This window comes from Streptomyces sp. AM6-12, from assembly GCF_044327085.1.
Classification (GTDB): Bacteria; Actinomycetota; Actinomycetes; order Streptomycetales; family Streptomycetaceae; genus Streptomyces.
Genome location: NZ_JBIQWN010000001.1, coordinates 1,583,859 through 1,606,444, shown reverse-complemented (window position 1 = coordinate 1,606,444; position 22,586 = coordinate 1,583,859). Strand labels below are relative to the sequence as shown.

22 protein-coding genes are annotated in these 22,586 nt (G+C 73.2%); 6 read left to right on the top strand and 16 right to left on the bottom strand.

Annotation, left to right across the window (positions count from 1 at the left end; translation table 11 throughout):
- Positions 1-145: 145 nt before the first annotated feature.
- Both ACE4Q9_RS07195 and ACE4Q9_RS07190 read left to right on the top strand, forming a co-directional pair.
- A complete protein-coding gene (locus ACE4Q9_RS07195) occupies positions 146-1,384 on the top strand; it encodes an SAV2148 family HEPN domain-containing protein (RefSeq protein ID WP_397987147.1) in 1,239 nt (412 codons plus the stop codon).
- A 110-nt stretch (positions 1,385-1,494) separates the two neighbouring features.
- Positions 1,495-2,217, top strand: a complete 723-nt coding sequence (locus ACE4Q9_RS07190; RefSeq protein WP_397983383.1) for a 3'-5' exonuclease — start codon at positions 1,495-1,497, stop codon at positions 2,215-2,217.
- 87 nt (positions 2,218-2,304) lie between these two features.
- On the opposite strand, the gene ACE4Q9_RS07185 is transcribed toward ACE4Q9_RS07190, so the two are convergent.
- Positions 2,305-3,168: a phosphotransferase enzyme family protein gene (locus ACE4Q9_RS07185; protein ID WP_397983382.1), complete on the bottom strand. Its 864-nt coding sequence runs from the start codon at positions 3,166-3,168 to the stop codon at positions 2,305-2,307.
- Positions 3,169-3,472: 304 nt separating this feature from the next.
- Here ACE4Q9_RS07185 and ACE4Q9_RS07180 point away from each other — a divergent pair, with 304 nt between their 5' ends.
- The 3 genes from ACE4Q9_RS07180 to ACE4Q9_RS07170 all read left to right on the top strand — a co-directional run bounded on the left by ACE4Q9_RS07180 (position 3,473) and on the right by ACE4Q9_RS07170 (position 5,829).
- A complete protein-coding gene (locus ACE4Q9_RS07180; RefSeq protein WP_397983381.1) occupies positions 3,473-4,024 on the top strand; it encodes a DUF1697 domain-containing protein in 552 nt (183 codons plus the stop codon).
- 24 nt (positions 4,025-4,048) lie between these two features.
- Positions 4,049-5,065: a ketopantoate reductase family protein gene (locus ACE4Q9_RS07175; protein ID WP_397983380.1), complete on the top strand. Its 1,017-nt coding sequence runs from the start codon at positions 4,049-4,051 to the stop codon at positions 5,063-5,065.
- Between the two features lie 440 nt (positions 5,066-5,505).
- Positions 5,506-5,829 carry a hypothetical protein gene (locus tag ACE4Q9_RS07170; RefSeq protein WP_397983379.1) on the top strand — a complete coding sequence of 108 codons (324 nt, stop codon included), beginning with the start codon at positions 5,506-5,508 and terminating at the stop codon, positions 5,827-5,829.
- Positions 5,830-5,854: 25 nt separating this feature from the next.
- Here ACE4Q9_RS07170 and ACE4Q9_RS07165 read toward each other — a convergent pair whose 3' ends face one another.
- The 15 genes from ACE4Q9_RS07165 to ACE4Q9_RS07095 all read right to left on the bottom strand — a co-directional run bounded on the left by ACE4Q9_RS07165 (position 5,855) and on the right by ACE4Q9_RS07095 (position 20,976).
- Positions 5,855-6,592, bottom strand: a complete 738-nt coding sequence (locus ACE4Q9_RS07165) for a sirohydrochlorin chelatase (RefSeq protein ID WP_397983378.1) — start codon at positions 6,590-6,592, stop codon at positions 5,855-5,857.
- Between the two features lie 5 nt (positions 6,593-6,597).
- Complete coding sequence (locus ACE4Q9_RS07160; protein ID WP_397983377.1) at positions 6,598-7,491, bottom strand: ABC transporter permease; 894 nt, start codon at positions 7,489-7,491, stop codon at positions 6,598-6,600.
- Positions 7,478-8,257: an ABC transporter ATP-binding protein gene (locus ACE4Q9_RS07155; protein WP_397983376.1), complete on the bottom strand. Its 780-nt coding sequence runs from the start codon at positions 8,255-8,257 to the stop codon at positions 7,478-7,480. Before ACE4Q9_RS07155 ends, ACE4Q9_RS07160 begins: the two co-directional genes overlap by 14 nt.
- A 34-nt stretch (positions 8,258-8,291) precedes the next feature.
- A complete protein-coding gene (locus ACE4Q9_RS07150) occupies positions 8,292-9,401 on the bottom strand; it encodes an aliphatic sulfonate ABC transporter substrate-binding protein (protein WP_397983375.1) in 1,110 nt (369 codons plus the stop codon).
- A gap of 224 nt (positions 9,402-9,625) precedes the next feature.
- Complete coding sequence (locus ACE4Q9_RS07145) at positions 9,626-10,960, bottom strand: sulfate adenylyltransferase subunit 1 (RefSeq protein WP_397983374.1); 1,335 nt, start codon at positions 10,958-10,960, stop codon at positions 9,626-9,628.
- 2 nt (positions 10,961-10,962) lie between these two features.
- On the bottom strand, positions 10,963-11,898 hold the full coding sequence (gene cysD, locus ACE4Q9_RS07140; RefSeq protein WP_397983373.1) for a sulfate adenylyltransferase subunit CysD: 936 nt from the start codon (positions 11,896-11,898) through the stop codon (positions 10,963-10,965).
- The gene (cysC, locus tag ACE4Q9_RS07135; protein ID WP_397983372.1) at positions 11,895-12,431 is read right to left on the bottom strand and encodes an adenylyl-sulfate kinase; all 537 of its coding nucleotides are present in this window, start codon (positions 12,429-12,431) and stop codon (positions 11,895-11,897) included. The genes cysD and cysC overlap by 4 nt, the downstream gene beginning before the upstream one ends.
- A 62-nt stretch (positions 12,432-12,493) precedes the next feature.
- Positions 12,494-13,204: a phosphoadenylyl-sulfate reductase gene (locus tag ACE4Q9_RS07130; protein ID WP_397983371.1), complete on the bottom strand. Its 711-nt coding sequence runs from the start codon at positions 13,202-13,204 to the stop codon at positions 12,494-12,496.
- On the bottom strand, positions 13,201-13,383 hold the full coding sequence (locus tag ACE4Q9_RS07125) for a hypothetical protein (RefSeq protein WP_397983370.1): 183 nt from the start codon (positions 13,381-13,383) through the stop codon (positions 13,201-13,203). Before ACE4Q9_RS07125 ends, ACE4Q9_RS07130 begins: the two co-directional genes overlap by 4 nt.
- Positions 13,380-15,077 carry a nitrite/sulfite reductase gene (locus tag ACE4Q9_RS07120; RefSeq protein WP_397983369.1) on the bottom strand — a complete coding sequence of 566 codons (1,698 nt, stop codon included), beginning with the start codon at positions 15,075-15,077 and terminating at the stop codon, positions 13,380-13,382. The genes ACE4Q9_RS07125 and ACE4Q9_RS07120 overlap by 4 nt, the downstream gene beginning before the upstream one ends.
- Before the next feature lie 158 nt (positions 15,078-15,235).
- Positions 15,236-15,319 carry a putative leader peptide gene (locus ACE4Q9_RS07115; RefSeq protein WP_310739661.1) on the bottom strand — a complete coding sequence of 28 codons (84 nt, stop codon included), beginning with the start codon at positions 15,317-15,319 and terminating at the stop codon, positions 15,236-15,238.
- Positions 15,320-15,446: 127 nt separating this feature from the next.
- Positions 15,447-16,019 (bottom strand): GNAT family N-acetyltransferase, encoded by a 573-nt coding sequence (locus tag ACE4Q9_RS07110; RefSeq protein ID WP_397983368.1) that lies wholly within the window; start codon positions 16,017-16,019, stop codon positions 15,447-15,449.
- Between the two features lie 141 nt (positions 16,020-16,160).
- Positions 16,161-17,495, bottom strand: a complete 1,335-nt coding sequence (locus tag ACE4Q9_RS07105; RefSeq protein ID WP_397983367.1) for a hypothetical protein — start codon at positions 17,493-17,495, stop codon at positions 16,161-16,163.
- A gap of 205 nt (positions 17,496-17,700) precedes the next feature.
- Complete coding sequence (locus ACE4Q9_RS07100) at positions 17,701-19,008, bottom strand: GAF domain-containing protein (protein ID WP_397983366.1); 1,308 nt, start codon at positions 19,006-19,008, stop codon at positions 17,701-17,703.
- Between the two features lie 330 nt (positions 19,009-19,338).
- Complete coding sequence (locus tag ACE4Q9_RS07095; RefSeq protein WP_397983365.1) at positions 19,339-20,976, bottom strand: acyl-CoA dehydrogenase family protein; 1,638 nt, start codon at positions 20,974-20,976, stop codon at positions 19,339-19,341.
- Positions 20,977-21,141: 165 nt separating this feature from the next.
- Here ACE4Q9_RS07095 and ACE4Q9_RS07090 point away from each other — a divergent pair, with 165 nt between their 5' ends.
- The gene (locus ACE4Q9_RS07090; RefSeq protein WP_397983364.1) at positions 21,142-22,515 is read left to right on the top strand and encodes a YihY/virulence factor BrkB family protein; all 1,374 of its coding nucleotides are present in this window, start codon (positions 21,142-21,144) and stop codon (positions 22,513-22,515) included.
- The last annotated feature ends 71 nt before the right edge of the window (positions 22,516-22,586 follow it).

Here is a 22,586-nt window from a genome sequence, read left to right as displayed (position 1 = left end):
CCAAACGGCACGGAAACGCCGAGCAGTTGAGCGAAGCAACCGGGGAACCGACCTGTCCATCCGGCTGCACCGCGCGGCGCTCCCGGAGTACCCTTCCTTGATCGTTGAGACGGGAAAGGCCCCGGTGGCGGAAGGCGGTGCACGGGTGGGCTCGGGAGGGCTGGAGCTGCCCCCTGGTGGCGAGGGTCACGAGGGAGACTCCGCGGACGTCCCGCCCGGCGCGGTGTCCCTGGCACGGCCGATGGACGCGGGATCCATCGGCCCGGAGCTGGACTGGGGCGCCGACGCCTGGCACGAGGTGCGCACCCGCGCCCAGCGGGCCGGCCGGGCCTACATCTGGCTGAACCTCGTGGAGCAGCGGCTGCGTTCGGTCGTCGCCGCCGTCCTGCGGCCCGTCTACGAGCCCGTGCACGGCGACGAATGGGTGGTCGCCGCGGCCGGACCGGCCGGGCAGGAGTGGGTGCAGCGCGCGGTCGCGGTGCGCGAAGTCAGCCGCCGCAAAGGCTACTTGCTCGACCCGGCCGACGACAACGTGCTCAGTTTCCTCACCTTGCCCCAGCTGCGCGAGCTGATGGTGCAGCACTGGCCCTGCTTCGAGCCGTACTTCGACGAGCGCCGCGACCTCGAACTCGCCCTGGACGAGCTGGAGGTGACCCGCAACGTCGTCTCCCGCAACCGCGCCCTGTCCCAGGCCGTTCTCGGCCAGGCGGAGCGCGCCTCGGCCCGGCTCCTGGAGATGCTCGGCGCGGGCGGCGACGTGCCCTCCGCGCGCCGGCTGCCCGTCGACGCGGTCGAGGACCTGGTCGGCGACCGGTACGCCGACGTGGTCGCCGTCCACCCCGACCGGGTGCGGCTGATGCGGCAGTTCCCGGCCGAGGACATCTTCGGCGGCGCCCGCCGCCTGGACGCCATCGGCATCGGCCTCAACCTGCTGGTGCAGAACTTCTCCGGGCGGCGCCTGGTCCGGCTCGCCGAGTCCGGCTGCCGGGTCCGGCTGCTGTTCCTCAACCCCGCCTCCAGCTCGGTCAAGCGCCGCGAGCGCGAACTCGGGATGAAACGGGGCGAACTGAGCCGGTCCGTCGAGATGAACATCCTGCACATGCGCCGGGTGCGCTCCCGGCTGCGCGATCCGGGCGCCTTCGAGATCCAGGTCTACGACGAGACACCGCGCTTCAGCGCCTACCTGGTGGACGGCGACGGCACCGACGGCGTCGCCGTGGTGCAGTCCTACCTGCGCGGGGCGCGGGGGATGGAGTCGCCGGTCCTGGTGCTGCGCAACGGCAGCCGGCTGGTCACCTCGGACGAGACGGGCGAAGTCGGGCTGTTCCCGACATACCGCGAGGAATTCGAGCTGGCCTGGGCGGATTCGCGCCCTGTGTCCTGAAGCGTCCCCCTGGATCCGGCGCGAAGCGGAACGCGGTCCTTCGATTGTCAGTGCCCCGTGCGAGGGTTATGACCACTGGGGGAACGCACCATCACGAAGGGGGACCGCCCATGGGCTGGCACCAGGAGCTGCTGGTCGGCTTCGACCTGGAGACGACCGGCACGGATCCGCGCGAGGCGCGCATCGTCACCGGCGCGGTGATAGAGGTCAGGGCCGGTGAGCCGCTTGGCCACCGGGAGTGGCTGGCCGATCCGGGCGTCGAGATCCCGGCCGACGCGGTCGCGGTGCACGGGATCAGCGGCGAACGGGCGACCGCCGAGGGCGAACCCGCCGACCGGGTGGCCGACGCCATCGCCGGGGCACTGGTGTCGTACTGGCAGGCGGGCGTCCCGGTCGTCGCCTACAACGCGGCGTTCGACCTCACCCTGCTCTCCGCCGAACTGCGCCGCCACCGGCTGCCCTCCCTCGCCGACCGCCTCGGCGGCCCCGCCCCGGCGCCGGTGATCGACCCGTACACCATCGACCGCTGGGCGGACCGCTTCCGCCGCGGCAAGCGCAACCTGGAAGCGGTCTGTGCCGAGTACGGCATCGTCCTGGACGCCGCGCACAACGCGTCCGCCGACGCCCTCGCCGCGGCCCGGCTGGCCGCCGCGATAGCCGTCCGGCATCCCAAGATCGCCGCCCTCGGCCCGGCCGAACTGCACCGCCGGCAGATCGAGTGGTATGCCGAATGGGCGGCCGACTTCCAGGCCTTCCTGCGCCGCAAGGGGGACGGGACGGCGGTGGTGGACGAGCTGTGGCCGCTGCGGGAGCTGACAACCGAGGCGGCGTGAGGCCGAGGCGGTGTGAGGAGGGCCCTCCCCAAGGGGGGACGGCGGCGGATCGCAAGGGCCGGAGCGGAGGACCCGGACGCGGAGGGGTCAGAAGGGGTACCAGCGCACCGACTCGTCCCCGTCCCGCAGCGACGCCACCCGGCGGCGGAACTCGGCCAGCGCCTTGGGATTGCCCGGCGCGTGCTGGGCGACCCAGGCGCAGCTTGCCGTCTCGCGGGCCCCGCGCAGCACCGAGCAGCCCACCCACGCGCGCACGTCCCAGCCGTAGGTCTCGGTGAAGGCGTCGTACGCCGCGGCGGGCAGCCCGTACCGGTCGCGGGAGAGGGCCATCACCACCAGATCGTGCTCGCGCAGATCGGCGGAGAAGGTCTCCAGGTCCACCAGGACCGGACCCTCGGGCCCGATGTGGACGTTGCGGGGCAGCGCGTCGCCGTGGATGGGGCCCGGCGTCAGATGGGGCGTCAGCGCGGCCGCGGCCGCCGCGAAACCGTCCCGGCGCGCCCGCAGATAGGCCGCGTCCTCGGGGTCGATCGCCTCGCCCGCGAGCCGCAGCCAGCGCTCCACCCCGCCCAGCAGTTCACGCCGGGGCAGCGTGAACGGGGGTGCGGGCAGGGCGTGCACCAGGCGCAGCAGCCCGGCCAGGTCGCGCGGCTCGGCGGGCCGTACGGCGTCCGGCAGCCGGTGCCACACCGTCACCGGGTGGCCCTCCACCAGCAGCGGCTCCGGCTCGGCCGCCCGCACCGCCGGCACACCCGCCGAGGCGAGCCAGCCGGCGATGGCCAGCTCCCGCCGGGCCCGCTCCAGCAGCTCCGCGTCCCGCCCCACCTTGACGACCAGGTCACCGGCGGCGAACACCGCGTTCTCGCCGAGCGCCAGCAGCCTCGCGTCCCCGGCCGGCACCGCGGGCAGCCCCGCCGTGGCCAGTACCCGCCGCGCCCGTGCCTCGTCCATCGTGGTGCCTCCGTGCCGCCGTCTTCGCCGAGCAGTTGTCCGGGGACCCGGCAGCCGCCGTTTCCCCCGGTCAGTCTCCCACCCGGCCGGCGCCGGCCGGGCCGGGCGTCATGGGATGTCCGTTCCGCCGTCAGAGATCCACTTTGTGATTACGAAAGCTTGTTGAACAAGTCACAGCTGTGTTCAGAGGTTGATCCGGCCCCCGCCGAACCGGCATTGTTTCGCGCAGCCCGCCCCCACGAGGCCGGGCCCCGGCCGTCGTGCCCGCCCCCACGGGGCACGACGGCCCCTCTAAACTGACGCCGTGACGACCTATGCGGCGCTGTTGCGCGGGATCAACGTCGGCGGCAACCGGAAGCTCCCGATGGCCGACCTGCGCGCCCTGCTCGCCGCCCTCGGCCACACCGGCGTGCGCACCCATCTCCAGAGCGGACAGGCCGTGTTCACCACCGGCCGGGGCGACGAGGAGTCCCTGGCAGCGGAGTTGGGCCGGGCGATCGAGGAGCGCTTCGGCTTCGCGGTGGACGTGCTCGTGCGCGACCACGCCTACCTCGCCGGGGTGGTCCGTGCCTGCCCCTTCCCGGCCGCCGAACTGGAGGCCAGGCAGCTGCACGTCACCTACTTCTCGGCTCCCGTCACCCCCGACCGCTACGCGCACCTCGACCAAGTCGACCATCTCCCCGAGGAGTTCCGCCTCGGGGACCGCTGCCTGTACCTGTACGCCCCCGACGGCCTCGGCCGCTCCAAGCTCGCCGAGGCGCTGAGCCGCCCGCGGACCGCCAAGGGCCTCATCGCGACCAGCCGGAACTGGAACACCGTGGTGAAACTCGCCGAGCTGACCGCCTCCCCGGCGTGAGCGCGGTGTGATGGGATCGGGATCATGCGCTACATCGTGATCGGGGCGGGAGCGGTCGGCGGTGCCGTCGGCGGACGGCTGGCGCAGGCCGGACGCGAGGTCGTCCTCGTCGCCCGCGGCGGGCATCTGGCGGCACTGGTCGAGCACGGGCTGCGGCTGCGCGTTCCCGAAGGGGAAGTGACCCTCCGGCTGCCGGCCGTCGCGGGGCCGGAACCGCTCGGCGAGCTGCGCGCCGACGACGTCCTGCTGCTCGCCGTGAAGACCCAGGACACCGCCGCCGCCCTGGACGCCTGGGCGGGCGCCCCGGTGGCCGGCGGCGGCACCGCCGGCGAACGGCTGCCGCTGCTGTGCCTCCAGAACGGCGTGGAGAGCCCCCGGATGGCGCTGCGCCGCTTCCGCCGGGTGTACGGCGTCTGCGTCTGGCTGCCCGCCGGCTTCGTGGAGCCCGGCGTCGTCTCCGCCGCGGGCACCCCGCTCACCGGCATCCTCCACCTGGGCCGCGCCGAGGGCGGCACCGACGGCACCGCCCGGCGGATCGCCGCCGACCTCGCGGCCGCCCGCTTCGAGGCGCCGGTCGTGCCGGACGTGACCCGCTGGCAGTACGCCAAGCTGCTCGGCAACCTCGCCAACGCGCAGGAGGCCCTGAGCGGTCCCGTCCAGGGCGCGGAGGCCGAGGCGCTGTGCGCGAGGGTGCGGGCCGAGGGGGAGGCGGTGCTGGCCGCCGCCGAGATCGCCCACGCGAGCGCCACGGAACAGCGCGCGGTGCGCGGCGACAAGGTGACCCTGGTGCCGCTGGACGGCGCCCCGCGCGGCGGCGGTTCCTCCTGGCAGTCCCTGGCGCGCTCCACCGGCAGCATCGAGGCGGACTACCTCAACGGCGAGATCGTCCTCCTCGGCCGGCTGCACGGAGTTCCCACACCTCTGAACGAACTCCTCCAGCGCCTCGCCGGCACCTTCGCCCGCGAGCGCCGGGCGGCCGGCTCCCTGCCGCTCGCCGACCTGATCCGGATGGCCGACGAGGCGCAGCGGGCGTCGGCCTGAACCACGCCCGGCGCGCGGGGAACGGACCCGCGCGCCGAACTCCGCTTGCCGTGAACCGGAGTTCGAACAGCCCCCGCCGATGTGGCCGATAACCGCCCCCGCATCGCGTCGACTTGGCCTTCCCCTGTGACACCCCGCTCGTCCGGGACGCAGAACGGAGTGCCGCCGCGGTCCGACGTCACAGGGGAACGCCGGACCGCGCCGGCCTTTTACCACGGGCCTCACCCGTAAGGGGACGGCTCCGCGAACAACGCGACAAGTCCATGCCGTTGTCCCTAGGGTGAAGCACGCCGGACGGCCGGAACGGCACACCGCCCATCACCGCGCCGGAACGCGTGCGCGCCGTTCCGCTCCCGAGTCCGGGGCCGTCGACCGGCCCCCGGCCAGCCGCGGAAGTGGCGATTTTCGGCCTACCTCCGATCCACGAACGAGGACTGGACATGAGCACCTATGACTACGGACACCACAACGGACCCGGACAGTACGGTGAGTTCCTCCGACTCGACCTGACCCACGGCACCCCGCCGCTGGAGGCCCTGATCGAGGTCTCCGCCCGGCTCACCGAGGCGCTGCGCCGGGAGTGCCCCGGACTGATCCGGCAGGGCCAGATCATCGAGGCGGCGTTCGCGGAGTCCGCCGACGACGGACTGCCGCCCAACCGCGGCCGCATCCGCTCCGCCCTGGACGACATCTGCATCGGGGCGTCGGCCGGCACCGTCAGCCTCGCCTACACCCGGCAGCTGGTGCAGGCCCTCGGGCTGTGACGCCCGGCCGCGTCCGGGCGGCCGCTCAGGCGCCGAGCACCTGGAGCGCCGGTCGGCACGCGGCGTCGTACCGGAGCAGCAGCAGCCGCGCCACCTCCGGCGCGGGCCCCAGCACCTCGGCGAGCACGTCGGCCCCGGCCGCGCCGCGCGCGATACGGTCCGGCAGGAAGCCGGGGGCGAGGACGTACGGCGCCACGGCGACCCGGGCGCAGCCGAGCGCGCGCAGCTCCCGTACGGCGTCCTCGGTGCGCGGCAGCCGGGCGGAGGCGAACGCGGGCCGCACGGCGCACCAACCGGTGCCCCACCACTCCCGCGCGATGTCGGCGATCACCGCGCTCGCCTCCGGGTCACTGGACCCCGCCGAGGCCAGCACGACCCCGGTCGAGGACTTGTCGGCGGGGCCGAGCCCGGCCTCGTACAGCCGTCGCTCCAGCGCCGCGAGCAGCAGCGGCGACGGGCCGAGCACCGCGGCCTGCCGGATCCGCAGCCGCGCCGGGGCCGCCCGCAGCACCGCCGGGATGTCGGCCTTCGCGTGGAAGGCGCGGGTGAGCAGCAGCGGCAGCGCCACCACGTCCCGGACGCCCTCCGCCGCCAGCGACTCCAGCACGCCGTGCACGGACGGCACGTTGAAGTCGAGGAAGCCGGTCTCCACGCGCAGTCCGGGGCGCTGCGCGCGCACCCGCTCCACCAGGGCGTGCACGGTGGCGGCGTGCCGCGGATCGCGGCTGCCGTGGGCGATGACGAGGAGCACGGGCGCTGCCATACGGATCAGCCTTTCACCAGCAGGCCGCGGCTGCGCAGCACCCACCGCTCCAGCGGGCTGAAGATCAGCAGGTCGATGGCGATGCCGACGAACAGGATCAGCAGGATGGCCTCGAACACCATCGCCATGTCGCTGGCGGTGCGCGCGTTCTCCAGGAGCTGGCCGAGACCGGTGCCCAGGTCGGGGAAGTTGGCGATGATCTCGGCGGCCATCAGGGAACGCCAGGAGAAGGCCCAGCCCTGCTTCATGCCGGCCACATAGCCGGGCAGCGCGGCCGGCAGGGTGATGTGCCAGGTGCCCTTGACGCCGGTGGCGCCGAGCGTGCGGCCCGCGCGCAGGAACAGCGGGGGCACCTGGTCCACCCCGGACACCAGCCCATTGGCGATGGACGGCACCGCGCCGAGCAGGATCACCGTGTACATCATGGAGTTGTCCAGGCCCAGCCAGATCACGGCCGGGGGCACCCAGGCGACCGACGGCAGCGACTGGAGGCCGGACAGGATCGGGCCGATGGCCGCGCGCACGAACTTCACCCGCGCCACCAGGAGCCCGAGCGGGGTGCCGATCACTAGGGCGAGGCAGAAGCCGAGCAGCCCGCGCGAGACGGAGGTCCAGATGTAGCCGAGCAGCTTGCCCTGGAGCCAGTCGTCGCGGAAGGCGGCGAAGACCGCGCCCGGCGTGGGCAGCCTGGTCGGGTCGTCCACGATCTTCAGGGTGATCAGGCCCTGCCACACCACGAGGACGACGACGATCGCGGCGATCGGCGGCAGGACCTTGTCGACCAGGGTCTTGCGGAACGGTGTCCGGCCTCGCGCGGTCGTTTCCAGTGCGTCGAGGCCCGCCTCCACGCTGCCCGCGGCCGGAGCGCCGGTGGTGGTCGTCGTGTCAGTGCTGGCCATGGCGGCGGATCTCCCCACGCAGTACTTCGGTGATCTCCAGGGACAACTCCGCCACGGGCGCGTCCTCGATGCGGCGCGGCTGCGGGATGCCGACCTCCCACTCGCGGGCCACCCGGCCCGGCCGGGAGGACAGCAGCACGACCCGCTGCGCGAGGCGCACGGCCTCGCGCACGTTGTGGGTGACGAACAGCACGGACAGGCCGGTCTCCGACCAGATCCGGGTCAGCTCGTCGTGCAGCACGTCCCGTGTGATGGCGTCCAGGGCCGCGAACGGCTCGTCCATCAGCAGCAGCCGGCTCTCCTGGGCGAGCGCGCGGGCCATCGCGACCCGCTGCCGCATACCGCCCGACAGTTCGTGCACCCGCTTGCCGTACGCGCCCTGGAGGCGGACCAGTTCGAGGAGTTCCTCGGCCTTGCCACGCCGCTCGGGGCGGGGAACCCCGCGCAGTTTCAGGGCGAGTTCGATGTTCTTCCCGGCGGTCAGCCAGGGGAACAGGGCGTGTTCCTGGAACATCAGCGCGGGGCGGCCGTCGGTGCGGATGGTGCCGGCGGTGGGCTGGTCCAGGCCCGCCACCAGGTTGAGCAGCGTGGACTTTCCGCAGCCCGAGGCGCCCAGGAGGGTGACGAACTCGCCGGGCGCGACATCGAGGCTGATGTCGTCCAGGACGAGCTGGGAGCCGCCCGGTGTGGCGAAGGACTTCGAGACATGCTCAAGGCGTGCGGCGTACTCCACCGACCGCGCGGCCTTGGCGAGGGTCGTGGCCATGGTCGTCACCTCCTGGGACGTCTTCGGGCGGCCGTCAGCTGGTGCCGAGGCCGGCGGCGTCGACCGGGCTCTCGCCCTCGGCCTTGAGCACCTTGTTGAGGATCGTCAGGTCGTAGATCCCCTTGAGGTCCGGCTGCTTCAGCAGGCCGGCCTTGACCGCGTGCGCCGACTCGGTGTCGAGGGTGGCGGCCAGCGGGTCGTCGGTGAACTGGACGGACTTCCACGCCGGGTCGAGCACATCGGCCGGCAGCGCCTTGCCGGAGTCGTCGGCGAGCTGCTTGTTCGCGGCCTGCTTCGCCCGCTCCGGGTTGGCGTTGATCCACTTGTTGGCCTCGACGGACGCCTTCAGGACCGCCTCGACCGCCTTCGGGTGCTCCTTGAGGAACGCCTGGCGCACGATGATGTTGGTGATCACGAACTTGTGCCCCGGCCACAGCGAGGACTCGTCCAGGAGCACCTTGCCGCCCTCGGCGACCAGCTTGGACGCGGTCGGCTCCGGCACCCAGGCGCCGTCGATGGAGCCGGCCTTGAAGGCGTCCGGGGTCACCTTGTTGTCGCTGCGGACGACCGTGACATCGCCCTTGCCGCTCTGCGGATCGACCTTCCAGCCCTGCTCCGCGGCCCAGTTGAGGAACGCCACGTCCTGCGTGTTGCCGAGCTGCGGGGTGGCGATCTTCTTGCCCTTGACGTCCTTCAGGGACGTGATCTTCTTCGGGTCGACGACCAGCTTCACCCCGCCGGAGGCCGAACCGCCGATGATCTTCAGGGACTTGCCGTCGGACTTGGTGTAGCCGTTGATCGCCGGGGACGGTCCGATCCAGCCGATGTCGATGGAGCCGGAGTTCAGCGCCTCGATCTCGGAGGGCCCGGCGTTGAAGGTGGCGTACTCGGCCTTGGTGGCGCCCAGTTCCTTCTGGAACAAGCCCTGTTCCCGGCCGACCAGTGCGGTGCCGTGGGTCACGTTCGGGAAGTAGCCGATCTTGACGGAGCCGAGACCGTCGATCTTCTTCGCCCCGGCGGCGACCTTGGCGGTCTCGTTGCTCTTGGCGTCGGAGCCGTAGCCGCACGCGGCGAGCGTGAGCAGGGGCAGTGCGGCGAGCGCGGCTATCGAGCGGCGCAGAAGCGGGGAGTTGAGGGCAGGCACGGGAGGTGTTCCTCTCGTTGGCCCGGCGGGTCACGGTCTCTCAGGTCGTGGCCGGGAGGTCGGCAGGTCTTCGTCTACGGGGGTGGGGGGTGAGGGCGCGCGAGCGGTGCGCGTACGTCAGCGCACACATCGCGCGACCCCGCCCTGTCCGCTGCCGAGGGCGCCGCTGCCGACGCGGCCGCCCTCCTTCGCGAACGTCGAGTAGAAATCGGGGGAGTTCATGCTCAGAAGTCCCAGCCCTCGTCGTCGGCCGCGTCCTTGACGGGCTCCGGTGCGGCGAAGGACTCGCCGACCATGCCCGCGGTCAGGGTGGTGCCGTCGGCGGGGTCGATCAGGATGAAGGAGCCGGTGCGGCGCGAGTCGGCGTAGGCGTCGACGGGCAGCGGTTCGGCGGTACGGATCTTCACCCGGCCGATGTCGTTGGCGGCGAGCCGGCCGGGGTGCGGGTGCAGGGACAGGTCGTCCAGGGTGAGCCTGGACGGGATGTCCCTGACGATCGCCTTGACGGTGCGGGTGCCGTGCTTGAGCAGCACCCGGTGGCCGACGGTCAGCGGCTGGTCGGCGACATGGCACACCGTCGCCTCCACGTCCTGCGTGGTCGGCGGCGCGTCCTTGGCCGGCACGATCAGGTCGCCGCGCGAGACGTCGATGTCGTCCGCCAGCAGCAGGGTCACCGACTGGGTGGTCCAGGCGACCTCGACCGGCTCACCCAGCAGATCGATGCCGGAGATCGTCGTGGTCCGCCCGGACGGCAGGACGGTGACCTGCTCGCCGACCCGGAAGCTGCCCGCGGCGATCTGGCCCGCGTACCCCCGGTAGTCGGGGTGCTCGGCGCTCTGCGGGCGGATCACGTACTGCACGGGCAGCCGGGCGTGGCAGTGCGCCAGGTCGTGGCTGACCGGGACGGTCTCCAGGTGCTCCAGGACGGTGGGACCGCCGTACCAGTCCATGTGCGCGGACGGCTCCACCACGTTGTCCCCGGCGAGCGCGGAGATCGGGATGGCCGTGACCTCCGGGACGCCCAACTCGGTGGCGTAGGCGGAGAATTCCTCGGCGATCGCCGCGAAGACGGGCTCCCGGTAGCCGACCAGGTCCATCTTGTTGACGGCGAGGACCACATGCGGCACGCGCAGCAGCGCGGCGATCGCGGCGTGCCTGCGGGTCTGCTCGACCACCCCGTTGCGGGCGTCGACCAGGATCACCGTCAGCTCGGCGGTCGAGGCGCCGGTGACCATGTTGCGGGTGTACTGCACATGGCCGGGGGTGTCGGCGAGGATGAACCGCCGCCGGGGGGTGGCGAAGTAGCGGTAGGCCACGTCGATGGTGATGCCCTGTTCCCGCTCGGCGCGCAGCCCGTCGGTGAGCAGGGCGAGGTCCGGGCCGTCCTGGCCGCGGCTCGCCGACGCCCGCTCCACGGCCTCCAGCTGGTCGGCGAGCACCGACTTGGAGTCGTGCAGCAGCCGCCCGACGAGGGTGGACTTGCCGTCGTCGACGGAACCGGCGGTGGCGAAGCGGAGCAGCGTGGTGGCCGGCAGCGCCTCGGTCGTGACAGTGCTCATGGCTAGAAGTACCCCTCGCGCTTGCGGTCTTCCATCGCGGCCTCGGACAGCTTGTCGTCGGCGCGGGTCGCGCCCCGCTCGGTGAGCCGGGAGGCGGCGATCTCGGCGATCACGGCGTCCAGGGTCGTCGCCTCGGAGTCGACGGCGCCGGTGCAGGACATGTCGCCGACCGTGCGGTAGCGCACCAGCCGCTTCTCCACCGGCTCGTCCGCGCGCGGGCCGCCCCACTCGCCGGCCGTCAGCCACATCCCGGCCCGCCGGAACACCTCGCGCTCGTGCGCGAAGTAGATCTGCGGCAGCGCGATGCCCTCGCGGGCGATGTACTGCCACACGTCCAGCTCGGTCCAGTTCGACAGCGGGAACACCCGGACGTGCTCACCGGGCGCGTGCCGCCCGTTGTACAGGTTCCACAGCTCGGGGCGCTGGCGGCGCGGGTCCCACTGGGAGAACTCGTCGCGCAGCGAGAACACCCGCTCCTTCGCGCGGGCCTTCTCCTCGTCCCGGCGCCCGCCGCCGAAGACCGCGTCGAACCGCTCCGACTGGATCTTCTCCGTCAGCGGCAGCGTCTGGAGCGGGTTACGGGTGCCGTCCGGGCGCTCCTTGAGCACCCCCCGGTCGATGTAGTCCTGCACCGAGGCCACGTGCAGGCGCAGCCCGTGCCGCTCGACCGCGCGGTCCCGGTACTCCAGCACCTCGGGGAAGTTGTGCCCGGTGTCCACGTGCAGCAGCGAGAACGGCACCGCCGCCGGCGCGAACGCCTTCAGCGCGAGGTGCAGCATGACGATCGAGTCCTTGCCCCCGGAGAACAGGATCACCGGGTTCTCGAACTCGCCCGCCACCTCACGGAAGATGTGCACGGCCTCGGACTCCAGCGCGTCCAGGTGCGACAGCGCGTACGGGCTGTCCGTACCGCCCTGGACCCCGGCGAGCGTGGTCATATCAGTCCCTTCTCGCTGAGCAGGGCGGACACGGCGGCCGCGGACTCCTGCACGGTCTGGTGCTGCGACTCGATGCGCAGTTCGGGCGCGGCGGGCTCCTCGTAGGGGTCGTCCACCCCGGTCAGCCCGGTCAGCTCGCCCGCGGCCTGCTTGGCATACAGCCCCTTCACGTCGCGGACGCTGCACACCTCGACGGGCGTCGCCACATGCACCTCCAGGTACGGGGTGGCGTTCTCCTCGTGCCGCTTGCGCACGGCGTCCCGGCTGTCCGCGTACGGCGCGATCACCGGTACGAGTGTCAGCACGCCGTTGCGGGACAGCAGTTCGGCGACGAAGCCGATGCGCTGCACATTGGTGTGCCGGTCCTCGCGGGAGAAGCCGAGTCCCGCGGAGATGAACTCGCGGATCTCGTCGCCGTCGAGCACCTCCACCCGGTAGCCCCCGGCGCGCAGTTGACCCGCCAGTTCATGGGCGATGGTGGTCTTGCCGGCGCTCGGCAGACCCGTGAGCCAGACGGTGGCTCCGGTGGTCACGTCGTTCTCCTGAGTCTGAGGCTGCATTTGCGTCATATGCCGAAGCTGCACCTGATGGGCCGTCATCCGTGCAGCCCGCACTCGGTCTTGGCGCGCCCCGCCCAGCGTCCGGCGCGCGCGTCCTCGCCCTCCAGCACCCGGCGGGTGCAGGGAGCGCAGCCGATGGAGGCGTAGCCGTCCATCAGCAACGGGTTGGTGAGGACGCCGTGTTCGGCGACGTAGGCGTCCACGTCGTCCTGGGTCCAGCGGGCGATGGGGGAGACCTTGACCTTGCGCCGCTTCTCGTCCCAGCCGACCACCGGGGTGCCCGCGCGGGTCGGGGACTCGTCGCGGCGCAGACCGGTCGCCCACGCCCGGTAGTTCTCCAGGCCCTCCTGAAGGGGGCGCACCTTGCGCAGGGCGCAGCACAGGTCGGGGTCGCGGTCGTGCAGCCTCGGCCCGTACTCGGCGTCCTGCTCGGCCACCGTCTGCCGCGGGGTGAGGGTGCGGACGTTGACGTCCATCACCGCCGCCACGGCGTCCCGGGTGCCGATGGTCTCCGGGAAGTGGTAGCCGGTGTCGAGGAAGACCACGTCCACGCCCGGACGCACCCGCGAGGCGAGATGGGCGACCACGGCGTCCTCCATCGAGGAGGTGACGCAGAACCCCGCGCCGAAGGTGTCCACCGCCCAGCGCAGGATCTCCAGCGCGGGGGCGTCCTCCAGCTCACGCCCCGCCCGCTCGGCCAGGGCCCGCAACTCGTCGTCGGTCAGGACGTCCTGACTGCTCGTCATGTCTGCTCGCTCCCTTGGTCGTCGGCCCGGCGCAGGCCCTGCGCGAGCAGCCCGAGGAACTTCAGCTGGAACGCCCGGTTGCACGCCCCGCACTCCCAGGCACCATGGCCCTGCTCGCTGGGCCGCAGGTCCTCGTCGCCGCAGTACGGGCAGTAGAAGGGGGCCGCGCGCTCGCTCACGACAGGGCCTCCTCGTCGGCGCGGGCCGCCCAGACGGCGAACCGCTCGCCGTCCGCGCGCTCGGCGAGATAGCGCCGCAGCACCCGCTCGATGTAGTCGGGCAGCTCCTCGGAGGTGACCTTCAGACCCCGCACCTTGCGGCCGAAGCCCGCCTCCAGGCCGAGCGCGCCGCCCAGGTGCACCTGGTAGCCCTCGACCTGGTTGCCGTCGGCGTCCAGGACGAGCTGGCCCTTGAGGCCGATGTCGGCCACCTGGATCCGGGCGCAGGCGTTCGGGCAGCCGTTGAGGTTGATGGTCAGCGGCTCGTCGAACTCGGGGAGCCGGCGCTCCAGTTCGTCGATCAGGGAGCTGCCGCGCGCCTTGGTCTCCACGATGGCGAGCTTGCAGAACTCGATGCCGGTGCAGGCCATGGTGCCGCGCCGGAAGGTGGACGGGGAGACGGTGAGGCCGAGCGACTCAAGGGCCGAGGACAGCGACTCGACCTGGTCCTGCTCGACGTCCAGCACGATCATCTTCTGCTCGACGGTGGTCCGTACCCGGCCCGAGCCGTGTGCCTCGGCCACCTCGGCGATCTTGGCCAGCGTGGTGCCGTCGACCCGGCCGACGCGCGGCGCGAACCCGACGTAGAAGCGGCCGTCCCGCTGCCGGTGCACCCCGACGTGGTCGCGCCAGCGCTGCACGGGCTGTGCGGGCGCCGGGCCGTCGATCAGCTTGCGCCCCAGGTACTCGTCCTCCAGCACCTGCCGGAACTTCTCCGCGCCCCAGTCGGCGACGAGGAACTTCAGCCGGGCGCGGTTGCGCAGCCGCCGGTAGCCGTAGTCGCGGAAGATCGAGATGACGCCCTCGTGGACGTCGGCGACCTCCGCCAGGGGCACCCAGGCGCCCAGCCGGACGCCGATCTTCGGGTTGGTGGACAGTCCCCCGCCGACCCACAGGTCGAAACCGGGGCCGTGCTCGGGGTGTTCGACGCCGACGAACGCGATGTCGTTGATCTCGTGCGCCACGTCGAGCAGCGGCGAGCCGGAGATCGCGGACTTGAACTTGCGCGGCAGGTTCGAGTACGCGGGGTTGCCGATGACCCGCCGGTGGATCTCCTCGATGGCGGGGGTGCCGTCGATGATCTCGTCCTCCGCGATGCCGGCCACCGGGGAGCCGAGGATCACGCGGGGCGTGTCACCGCATGCCTCGGTGGTGGACAGGCCGACCTCTTCGAGCCGCCGCCAGATCTCCGGCACGTCCTCGATGCGGATCCAGTGCAGCTGGATGTTCTGCCGGTCGGTGATGTCGGCGGTGCCGCGCGCGAACTCCTGGGAGACCTCGCCGATCACCCGCAACTGGCCGGTGGTCAGCCGGCCGCCGTCGATCCGCACCCGCAGCATGAAGTACTCGTCGTCCAGCTCCTCCGGCTCCAGGATCGCGGTCTTGCCGCCGTCGATCCCCGGCTTGCGCTGGGTGTACAGGCCCCACCAGCGCATCCGGCCGCGCAGATCGTTCGGGTCGATGGAGTCGAAGCCGCGCTGGGAGTAGATCGTCTCAATACGTGTCCGTACGTTGAGACCGTCGTCGTCCTTCTTGAACTGCTCGTTGCCGTTGAGCGGCGTGAAGTGGCCCTGGGCCCACTGGCCCTCACCGCGGTGACGGCTCACCTTGCGGCGGGGCGCTGAGGCGGCGGGGTTCTGTGGGGTGGCGGCCATGGTGGCTACGTCCTTCGGACAGACTGCGGACAGGGAGAAGCGGCGCTGCAAGGGCTCTGACCTGCGCAAAGGCGCTCGCCACGGCAAGGGGTGGGGGCCGTGCGCGGACAGGGGCCGGGTGCGGACCGGGGCAGGGGGGGACGGCGGTGCTGTAAGGGTCAGCTCGCCGGACAGATGGCGCTGGACATGCGGCCGAGGTCGACGTGCCGCCGACTCACCAAGGCAATTCCAGTTCCAGGCATGACGGCAGCGTGTCACGGCGATCTGGACACAGTCCAGCTTCTTCCGACATGTGGACACCCTTGTCTCGGATGCCGGGACAAGGGTGGCTTCGCTCACATGTGCCGCGAGGCGGCTTGTCGGGGCAGGTCAGGCGGGGTACGCGCCCGGCCAGGGGCCCGGATTCGGCACGTCCGGCTCCAGCTCGACCCGGGTGTCGTACAGCTTGAAGCCGCGCCGCTGGTAGTTGGCCATGGCGAACTCGCCGTCCTTGTCGCAGGTGTGCACCCACACCCGCTTCGTCGGCGTCAGTCCCGGCCAGCGCTCGGCGAGGTCCCAGGCGCGGGCGGTGCCGCGCGCCAGCAGGTGCCCGCCGATGCCGCGACCGCGGAAGGCGGGGAGCAGCCCGAAGTAGAGGATCTCCACCGCGCCCTCTTCCTGCGCCGCCAGCTCCAGGAAGCCGGCCGGGGTGCCGCGGTCGTACGCCACCCAGGTCTCCACGCCGGGCCGCTCCAGCAGTTCCCGCCAGCGCGCGTACGGCCAGCCGAGCCGGTCGGTCCAGCGGATGTCCCCGCCGACGGCCGTGTAGAGGAACCGGTTGAACTCGGGCGACGGCACCTCGGCCCGTACGATCCGCACGTCGCCCTCGGGCGCGGCGGCGGGCAGCAGATCGGCCGGGGACGTCTGCTCCAGGTACCAGGTGGTGACGGGAACGCTGCTCATGCGGGCCAGGGAATCATCCCGCCCCGCCGTCTGTCGATCGACCGGCCCCCCGCGCGCGCGAGGCCGGACCGGGAACGGTCGTACGAGGCCGGACCGCGAACGTTCGCGCGAGGCCGGGCCGGGGGCGAGCCCGGCCGGGGGTCAGCCCAGCGACCGGTCCAGTTCCGTCAGCGGCACCGCGAACAGCATCCGGTCGGACAGCGACCACACCTCGCCGGAATCCCGCCCGTACGCCAGCGAGCCCGGTGACTCGGCCCAGCAGCGCTGCGTGGCGTCCGCGCCGCACTGCGCGGCCTTCGCGCCCTCGGTGTCCTGCCGCCACAGCCCCCCGTGCCCGTCTTGCGAGCCGGGCAGCCGTCCCACATACCAGGACGTGCGCGGGGCGCCGGCCTCCCGGTACGACAGCAGGCCCCGGATCCCGGTCACCTTCGTCCGGTACTCCTCCACCGCGTCCACCCGGCCCCCGGCGTCCGCGGCGAGCAGGCCCGCGCGGCGCGGGTCGGTGCTGAACGCGTACCGCCACAGCCGGGCGGGCCGGTCGCCACCGGGGGAGGTCCACTCCGCGGCGACCAGGCTGGGCGGTGCCGTGCCCGCGTCGAGGGAGAGCGCGCCGGGACAGGGCGCCCCGCCGGCCGAGCAGTCGCCCGCGGTGAAGCTGTAGCTGCCGACCGCGGGCATCACGTACCGGTACCCGTCGGCGGACCAGCCGCCGCGCACCCGGCCGATCGCGGGCCCGTCGACCGTGGCGCGCTGGATCCGGTCCAGGTCGTACACATAGAGCGCCGCGGCGCCGCCCCGCCGGGCGGTGACCAGCAGCTTGTCCCGGTACCAGACCATGGAGGAGACCCGTGAGCCCAGGCCCCGGTAGTCGCGCCCGCCGTCCTCGGGCACCACCAGCAGCACCCAGCGGTAGGTGGGCCGGTCCGGATCGTCGGCGTCCACGAAGGCCACGCGGGCCAGGCCGCGCTCCGCGCTCGGGCCGGTGCGGGTGCTGTGGGTCCAGCCACTGAGGAGGACCCGGTGGGCGCCCCGCACCCCGTCGTCGCCGGTGTCCCCGGCGGCGGTCACCGAGGCCGGGCGCCAGCCCGTGGCGCCGGTGTCGGCAGGGTCCCAGCAGTAGGCGCGGGCGGGTGAGGGCGCGACGGGCAGGGAGGCGCGGTCGGTGTCGGTGCAGCCGGAGCCCTCGCGCAGGGCCCGGTCCGCGCTCGCCAGCACGGCGTCCACACCGACCGGGCGGCCCATCGAGGCCGCCAGCGTGTCCAGGGTGCGGGCGGGCACCAGGTGCTCGCGCAGCCGCAGCAGGCCGGTGTCCGCCGGGGAGGTGAGCGGCTGGAGCGCGCCGGGGCGCTCGGTGACCTGCGCCTGAGAGGTGCTGATCAGGGTGGCGGCCGCGGTCAGGGCCAGCGCGGTCCCGGTCAGTACGGCGCGCAGGGCCGCGCCCCGCCTGCGCCGGCGATGTCTGCCGCGTTGCTTCATGTCGTCCCCTCTTCAGGGCCCTTTCGCTCCGGCGCGCGCCGTCGCCCCGGCCTGCCCCCGGCCGGGGCGGGTCAACTGCGCCCGCCGGTCCTTGCGTTGACGCCGCGGTCGGGCCCGTAGGGGATGCTACGGCAGTAACGGTCCGCGCAGGGCGAAGACCCCGCAAATACCCGGAAGTCCCGCCGGAAGCGCCGCGCCCCCACCGTCACGCGGGCGCCGGACGCTCCGTCGGCGGGGCCGTCCGGCGGCGCGCCACCACCGCCGCCGTGGAGCGGGGCAGCAGGTCACGGGGGTTCTCGGGCAGCACCACCGCGACATCCGCCGCGTCCGAGAAGCGGTACGGCCGATGCTGGAGAAGTCCCCCGAGATAGCGGCGGATCCGCGACATCTCCGCCCGCACCGTCACCGTACGTGACGGGTCTCCGAAGAGGTCCCCGGCCAGTTCCGCCGCCCCCCGCCCGTCCGGGTGTTCGGTCAGCAGGAACAGCAACTCGGCGTGGCGCGGGCTCAGTTCCCGCGTCCACGCGCCCGCGGGAGTGGACGCCGACACGCTTACCGTGGCGCGCTCGGGCCGGGACAGGTCCAGGACGACGCGGGAGGCGGCCGCGGTGCCCGGCTCCTCGTCGGCCCGCAGCAGCCAGCCCTCGCCGAGCGGTTCCGCCGCGCACCAGCCGAGCGAGGGCAGCCACCGGCGGCCCGGCACCAGCGACTTGGGCAGCGTCACCCGCCGTGGATACGGCATCCCGGTCACGGCCGCCGTCCAGCCGTCCCGGTCCACCACCAGCGCCCGCCCGTCCAGCCGGGCCAGCACCGGCGCCGCCACCGCCCGCAGCCGCTCCAGCGAGCCCAGGTGCAACTCCCGCAGCCGCGCCTCGGCGAGCTTCGCCACCGCGTCCACCCAGGAGAGGGTCGCCGGATGCATGGTCTCCAGCGGGCCGCTCACGTCCACCACCCCGAGCAGCCGGCCGTCCCTGGGATCGGTGATCGGCGCCCCCGTGCACGTCCACGAGGTGTGCGACCGTACGAAGTGCTCGGCGGCGAACACCTGTACCGGCCGGCGTACGACCGCGGGGGTGCCCACCCCGTTGGTGCCGACGACGTCCTCCCGCCAGTCCGCGCCCAGTTCGAAGCCCAGCCCGTCCGCCTTGCGCAGCACCGGCAGGGACCCCTCGCGCCACAGCACCCGCCCGTCCGCGTCGGCGACGACCATGATGTGCTGCGCTTCGTCCGCGACCGACAGCAACCCCTCGCGCAGCACCGGCAGCACATGCCGCAGCGGCGACTCCTCGCGCCGTCTGCGCACCTCGTCCGGGGGCAGCGGACGGGATCTGAAGTCGCGGTCCGGGTCGACGCCGCTGCGCAGCATCCGCCCCCAGGACTGCTCGATCACCGGCCGCGGCGCGAGCGGCGCACGCCGGCCGGTGAGCGCGGCCTCGCGCACCTCGCTCAGCACCCGCGCCGCCCGCACCGCGTCCACGGCGGCCAGGCGCGCCACGTTCATCGGCGGGTTCATCACGGATTCTCCTCCCGGAGAAGGGGGCGTACACACTTTTCCGGCCGTCCGGGCGGCGCTTTCCGGTCGGCTGTCCCTCACATACTGCCGGTCCGCGCACGCCGGAGGCACAGACTCCGCGCATGTGCGCCGACAAGTTGCAACCCCCTGCAACCCTGGTGAACCCTCGCATCCCGGCCGAGACTTGACCAGGACGCCCCGCGTGGCGTGCACGGGCCGTACCGGGCCCGTACGGCGGGGGTGGTGCCGTGTCGGCGCGGCACCACCCCCGGCCGGGCACCAGCGCTTTCCGGCCAGCGGACGGTCAACCCCCGTATTCCACCCTGTCCTTCAGGAGACCGGCCGCGCCCGCTCCACCACCGGCGCCAGATCCAGGCCCCCCGGCAGCGTGCCGAACGTCCCGCCGTGGTCCCCGCCGAGCCGGGAGGCGCAGAAGGCGTCGGCGACCTGTGGCGGCGCGTGCCGCACGAGCAGCGAGCCCTGGAGCACCAGCGCCAGCCGCTCCGCCAGCCGCCGCGCCCGGCCCTCCGCCCCCTCCAGATCGGCGAGTTCGGTGAACAGGCCCTTCACCGCGCGGTCCAGCCGGTGGTCGGCACCGTGCGCCCGCCCGATCTCTGTCAGACACGCGTCCAGCGCGCCCGGCTCCCGCTGAAGCGCCCGCAGCACATCGAGCGCCTGCACGTTCCCGGCGCCCTCCCACACGGAGTTGAGCGGCGACTCGCGCACCAGCCGGGGCATCCCCGACTCCTCCACGTACCCGTTGCCGCCCAGGCACTCGGCGGCCTCCACCACAACGGGCGGGCACCGCTTGGTGATCCAGTACTTGGCGGCCGGCACCGCGAGCCGCAGGAAGGCGCGCTCCCGCTCGCCCCCGTCGTCGTACGCCGCCGCCAGCCGCAGCGCCAGCGCGGTCGCCGCCTCCGACTCCAGCGCGAGGTCCGCGAGCACATTGCGCATCAGCGGCTTGTCCAGCAGCCGCCCGCCGAACGCCTCCCGGTACGCGCAGTGGTGCACCGCCTGCGCCACCGCCTGCCGCATCAGGCCCGCGGAGCCGAGCACGCAGTCGAGGCGGGCCGCCGCGACCGTCCCGATGACGGCCCGCACCCCGCGCCCCTCCTCGCCCACCCGGCGCGCCCAGGTGCCGGCGAACTCGACCTCGGCGGAGGCGTTCGAGCGGTTGCCCAGTTTGTCCTTCAGCCGCTGGAACAGGAAGGCGTTGCGGGTGCCGTCCTCCAGGACGCGCGGCACCAGGAAGCAGGTCAGGCCGCCGGGGGCCTGCGCCAGCACCAGGAAGGCGTCCGACATGGGGGCGGAGCAGAACCACTTGTGCCCGGTGAGCGCGTAGGCCCCCTCTTCGGCGAGCGGCCGGGCCTCGGTCGTGTTCGCGCGCAGGTCGCTGCCGCCCTGCTTCTCGGTCAGCCCCATCCCGATGAGCGCGCCGGGCTTGCGCGCGGCGGGCCGCGGCTCCGGGTCGTACACCGTGGACGTCACCCGCGGCTCCCAGCGGGCGGCGAGCGCGGGATCGGCGCGCAGCGCGGGCACGGCCGCGTGGGTCATGGACAGCGGGCAGCAGGTGCCCGCCTCGACCTGGGTCCACAGCAGGAACCCGGCGGCCCGGCGCACATGCCCGGCGGGCCGGGTCCAGGCGCCGGTCAGCCCCGCCGAGACGCCCTTGCCGAGCAGCCGGTGCCAGGCCGGGTGGAACTCCACCTCGTCGATCCGGTGGCCGTACCGGTCGTGCGTGCGCAGCCGGGGCGGCTGCTCGTTCGCCAGCCTGCCCCACTCCTGGAGCTGCGCCGAGCCCCCGGCCCGCCCCAGCGCGCTCAGCTCCGCGCGCACCTCGCCGAGCAGCTCGCCCGGCGTGTGCCGCCCGACGGCGTCCACCAGCGCGCGGTCGGCGGCGAAGAGGTCGTAGCCGGCCAGCGGGGGCGGCTGGTTCGTCACGGTGTGGGTGGAGAGGCCTGCCATAGGGCCGAACCTACCCGCAGCGGCGGCGGAACGAGCCTGCGAGGTGCCACCGGGTGGCCGGTCCGGCGGGAGGAAACGGGACAGCCGGGTGCGGGTGGTGCGCGGGCGGGCGCCGGATCGCCCCGCGAGGTGAGGAGGGGCGCTCGCTGCGGATACCTTTGGGTGGTGCAGCCAGCAAGTGATTCCCCCGAACGGCCGGCCGGACGGCTCCACCGGGCCCGCGCTCTCTACCGGAACGTGTCCAAGCGCAGGACCGCCTGGCTGCTGCTCAAGGACACCGTCAACTCCTGCATGGAGTACCGCATCCTCGGCCTCGCCGCCGAGGCCGCGTTCTTCACCCTGCTGTCGGTGCCCCCGCTGCTGCTGTGCCTCATCGGGCTGCTCGCCTACGTCGACACCTGGACCGGCGCGCACACCATCGGCAGCCTGGAGACCAACCTCCTCGACGCCTCCCGTACCGTCCTGTCCGAAAAGGGCGTCAAGGAGATCACCGAGCCGATCCTGCACGACGTCATCAAGGGCGGGCCGCCCGACGTCATCTCCCTCGGCTTCCTGTTCGCCCTGTGGTCGGGCTCCCGCGCGGTGAACGTCTTCATCGACACCATCACCGTCATGTACGGCCTCGACGGCGTCCGGGGCATCGTGCGCACCCGGATCATGTCCTTCGTGCTGTTCATCGTGGCGCTGCTGATCGGCTCGGTGGCGCTGCCGCTGATGGTGGCGGGGCCGGACGCGGTGGTACGGGTGGTGCCCTGGTCGGAGACGGTGGTGCAGGTCCTGTACTGGCCGGTCGTCATCGTCCTGTCCGTCGTCTTCCTGACCACGCTGTACCACGTGTCCGTGCCGGTGCGCTCGCCGTGGATCGAGGACGTGCCCGGCGCGCTGGTGGCCCTCGCGATGTGGGTCTTCGGCAGCTTCCTGCTGCGCATCTACCTCGTGCACACCATCGAGGGCGCCACGATCTACGGCTCGCTGGCCGCGTCCGTCGCCATCATGCTGTGGATCGGGGTGTCCGCGTTCGCCGTGCTGGTCGGCGCGGCGGTCAACGCCGCGATCGACCGGGTCTGGCCGGCCGCCGCCACGGCCGCCGCGCGCGAGGCCAACGAGCGGGTGCGGCGGGCGCAGGTCGCCGAGTACGTCGCCCGCGCCACGGCGGCCCGCGAGAGCGACCCCGACGACCCGGACATGCCGTCCGAGTTCCCCGAACGCTGGTCGCGTTTCCTCCCCCCGGAGGACGTCACCTCCCGGCTGCGGACGCATACCCGCGGCGGCCACGGAGCGCACCGACGGGAACCGCACAAGGAGGAGAAGGGCGGCGGCGCGAAGACCGGCGGTGCGCACGCGGCGGGCGGCGGCTCGCGGACGAACGGGCCCGGACCCCAGGTGAACGGGGCCGGCCCGCAGACCAGCGGAACGGACCGGCAGACCAATGGCACCGGCCCGCAGACCCACAGCGGCGGTCCGCCGGTGCTGCCCCACGGAAACGGCCCCCACCTCCCCGGCAACGGAAACGGCGAGAACCCCTACCGCCAGTGGTGAGCCGGGGGAGGCCGGGGGCCTGACCGGGGCCGGGCGGGCCGGGCTGGCGCCGCTGAACCAGCCACCGGAAC

Bases quoted from the DNA above. Each gene is read 5' to 3' on its own strand.
- cysD (WP_397983373.1), bottom strand. From the start codon at position 11,898: ATGACCACGCTCGCCGGGGTCCAGGGCGGTACGGACAGCCCGTACGCG.
- ACE4Q9_RS07170 (WP_397983379.1), top strand. From the start codon at position 5,506: ATGAGCACCTATGACTACGGACACCACAACGGACCCGGACAGTACGGT.
- ACE4Q9_RS07110 (WP_397983368.1), bottom strand. From the start codon at position 16,019: ATGAGCAGCGTTCCCGTCACCACCTGGTACCTGGAGCAGACGTCCCCG.
- ACE4Q9_RS07155 (WP_397983376.1), bottom strand. From the start codon at position 8,257: ATGGCCACGACCCTCGCCAAGGCCGCGCGGTCGGTGGAGTACGCCGCA.
- ACE4Q9_RS07145 (WP_397983374.1), bottom strand. From the start codon at position 10,960: ATGAGCACTGTCACGACCGAGGCGCTGCCGGCCACCACGCTGCTCCGC.
- ACE4Q9_RS07115 (WP_310739661.1), bottom strand. From the start codon at position 15,319: ATGCCTGGAACTGGAATTGCCTTGGTGAGTCGGCGGCACGTCGACCTC.
- ACE4Q9_RS07185 (WP_397983382.1), bottom strand. From the start codon at position 3,168: ATGGACGAGGCACGGGCGCGGCGGGTACTGGCCACGGCGGGGCTGCCC.
- ACE4Q9_RS07175 (WP_397983380.1), top strand. From the start codon at position 4,049: ATGCGCTACATCGTGATCGGGGCGGGAGCGGTCGGCGGTGCCGTCGGC.
- ACE4Q9_RS07105 (WP_397983367.1), bottom strand. From the start codon at position 17,495: ATGAAGCAACGCGGCAGACATCGCCGGCGCAGGCGGGGCGCGGCCCTG.
- ACE4Q9_RS07165 (WP_397983378.1), bottom strand. From the start codon at position 6,592: ATGGCAGCGCCCGTGCTCCTCGTCATCGCCCACGGCAGCCGCGATCCG.
- ACE4Q9_RS07190 (WP_397983383.1), top strand. From the start codon at position 1,495: ATGGGCTGGCACCAGGAGCTGCTGGTCGGCTTCGACCTGGAGACGACC.
- ACE4Q9_RS07160 (WP_397983377.1), bottom strand. From the start codon at position 7,491: ATGGCCAGCACTGACACGACGACCACCACCGGCGCTCCGGCCGCGGGC.
- ACE4Q9_RS07120 (WP_397983369.1), bottom strand. From the start codon at position 15,077: ATGGCCGCCACCCCACAGAACCCCGCCGCCTCAGCGCCCCGCCGCAAG.
- ACE4Q9_RS07095 (WP_397983365.1), bottom strand. From the start codon at position 20,976: ATGGCAGGCCTCTCCACCCACACCGTGACGAACCAGCCGCCCCCGCTG.
- ACE4Q9_RS07130 (WP_397983371.1), bottom strand. From the start codon at position 13,204: ATGACGAGCAGTCAGGACGTCCTGACCGACGACGAGTTGCGGGCCCTG.
- ACE4Q9_RS07100 (WP_397983366.1), bottom strand. From the start codon at position 19,008: ATGAACCCGCCGATGAACGTGGCGCGCCTGGCCGCCGTGGACGCGGTG.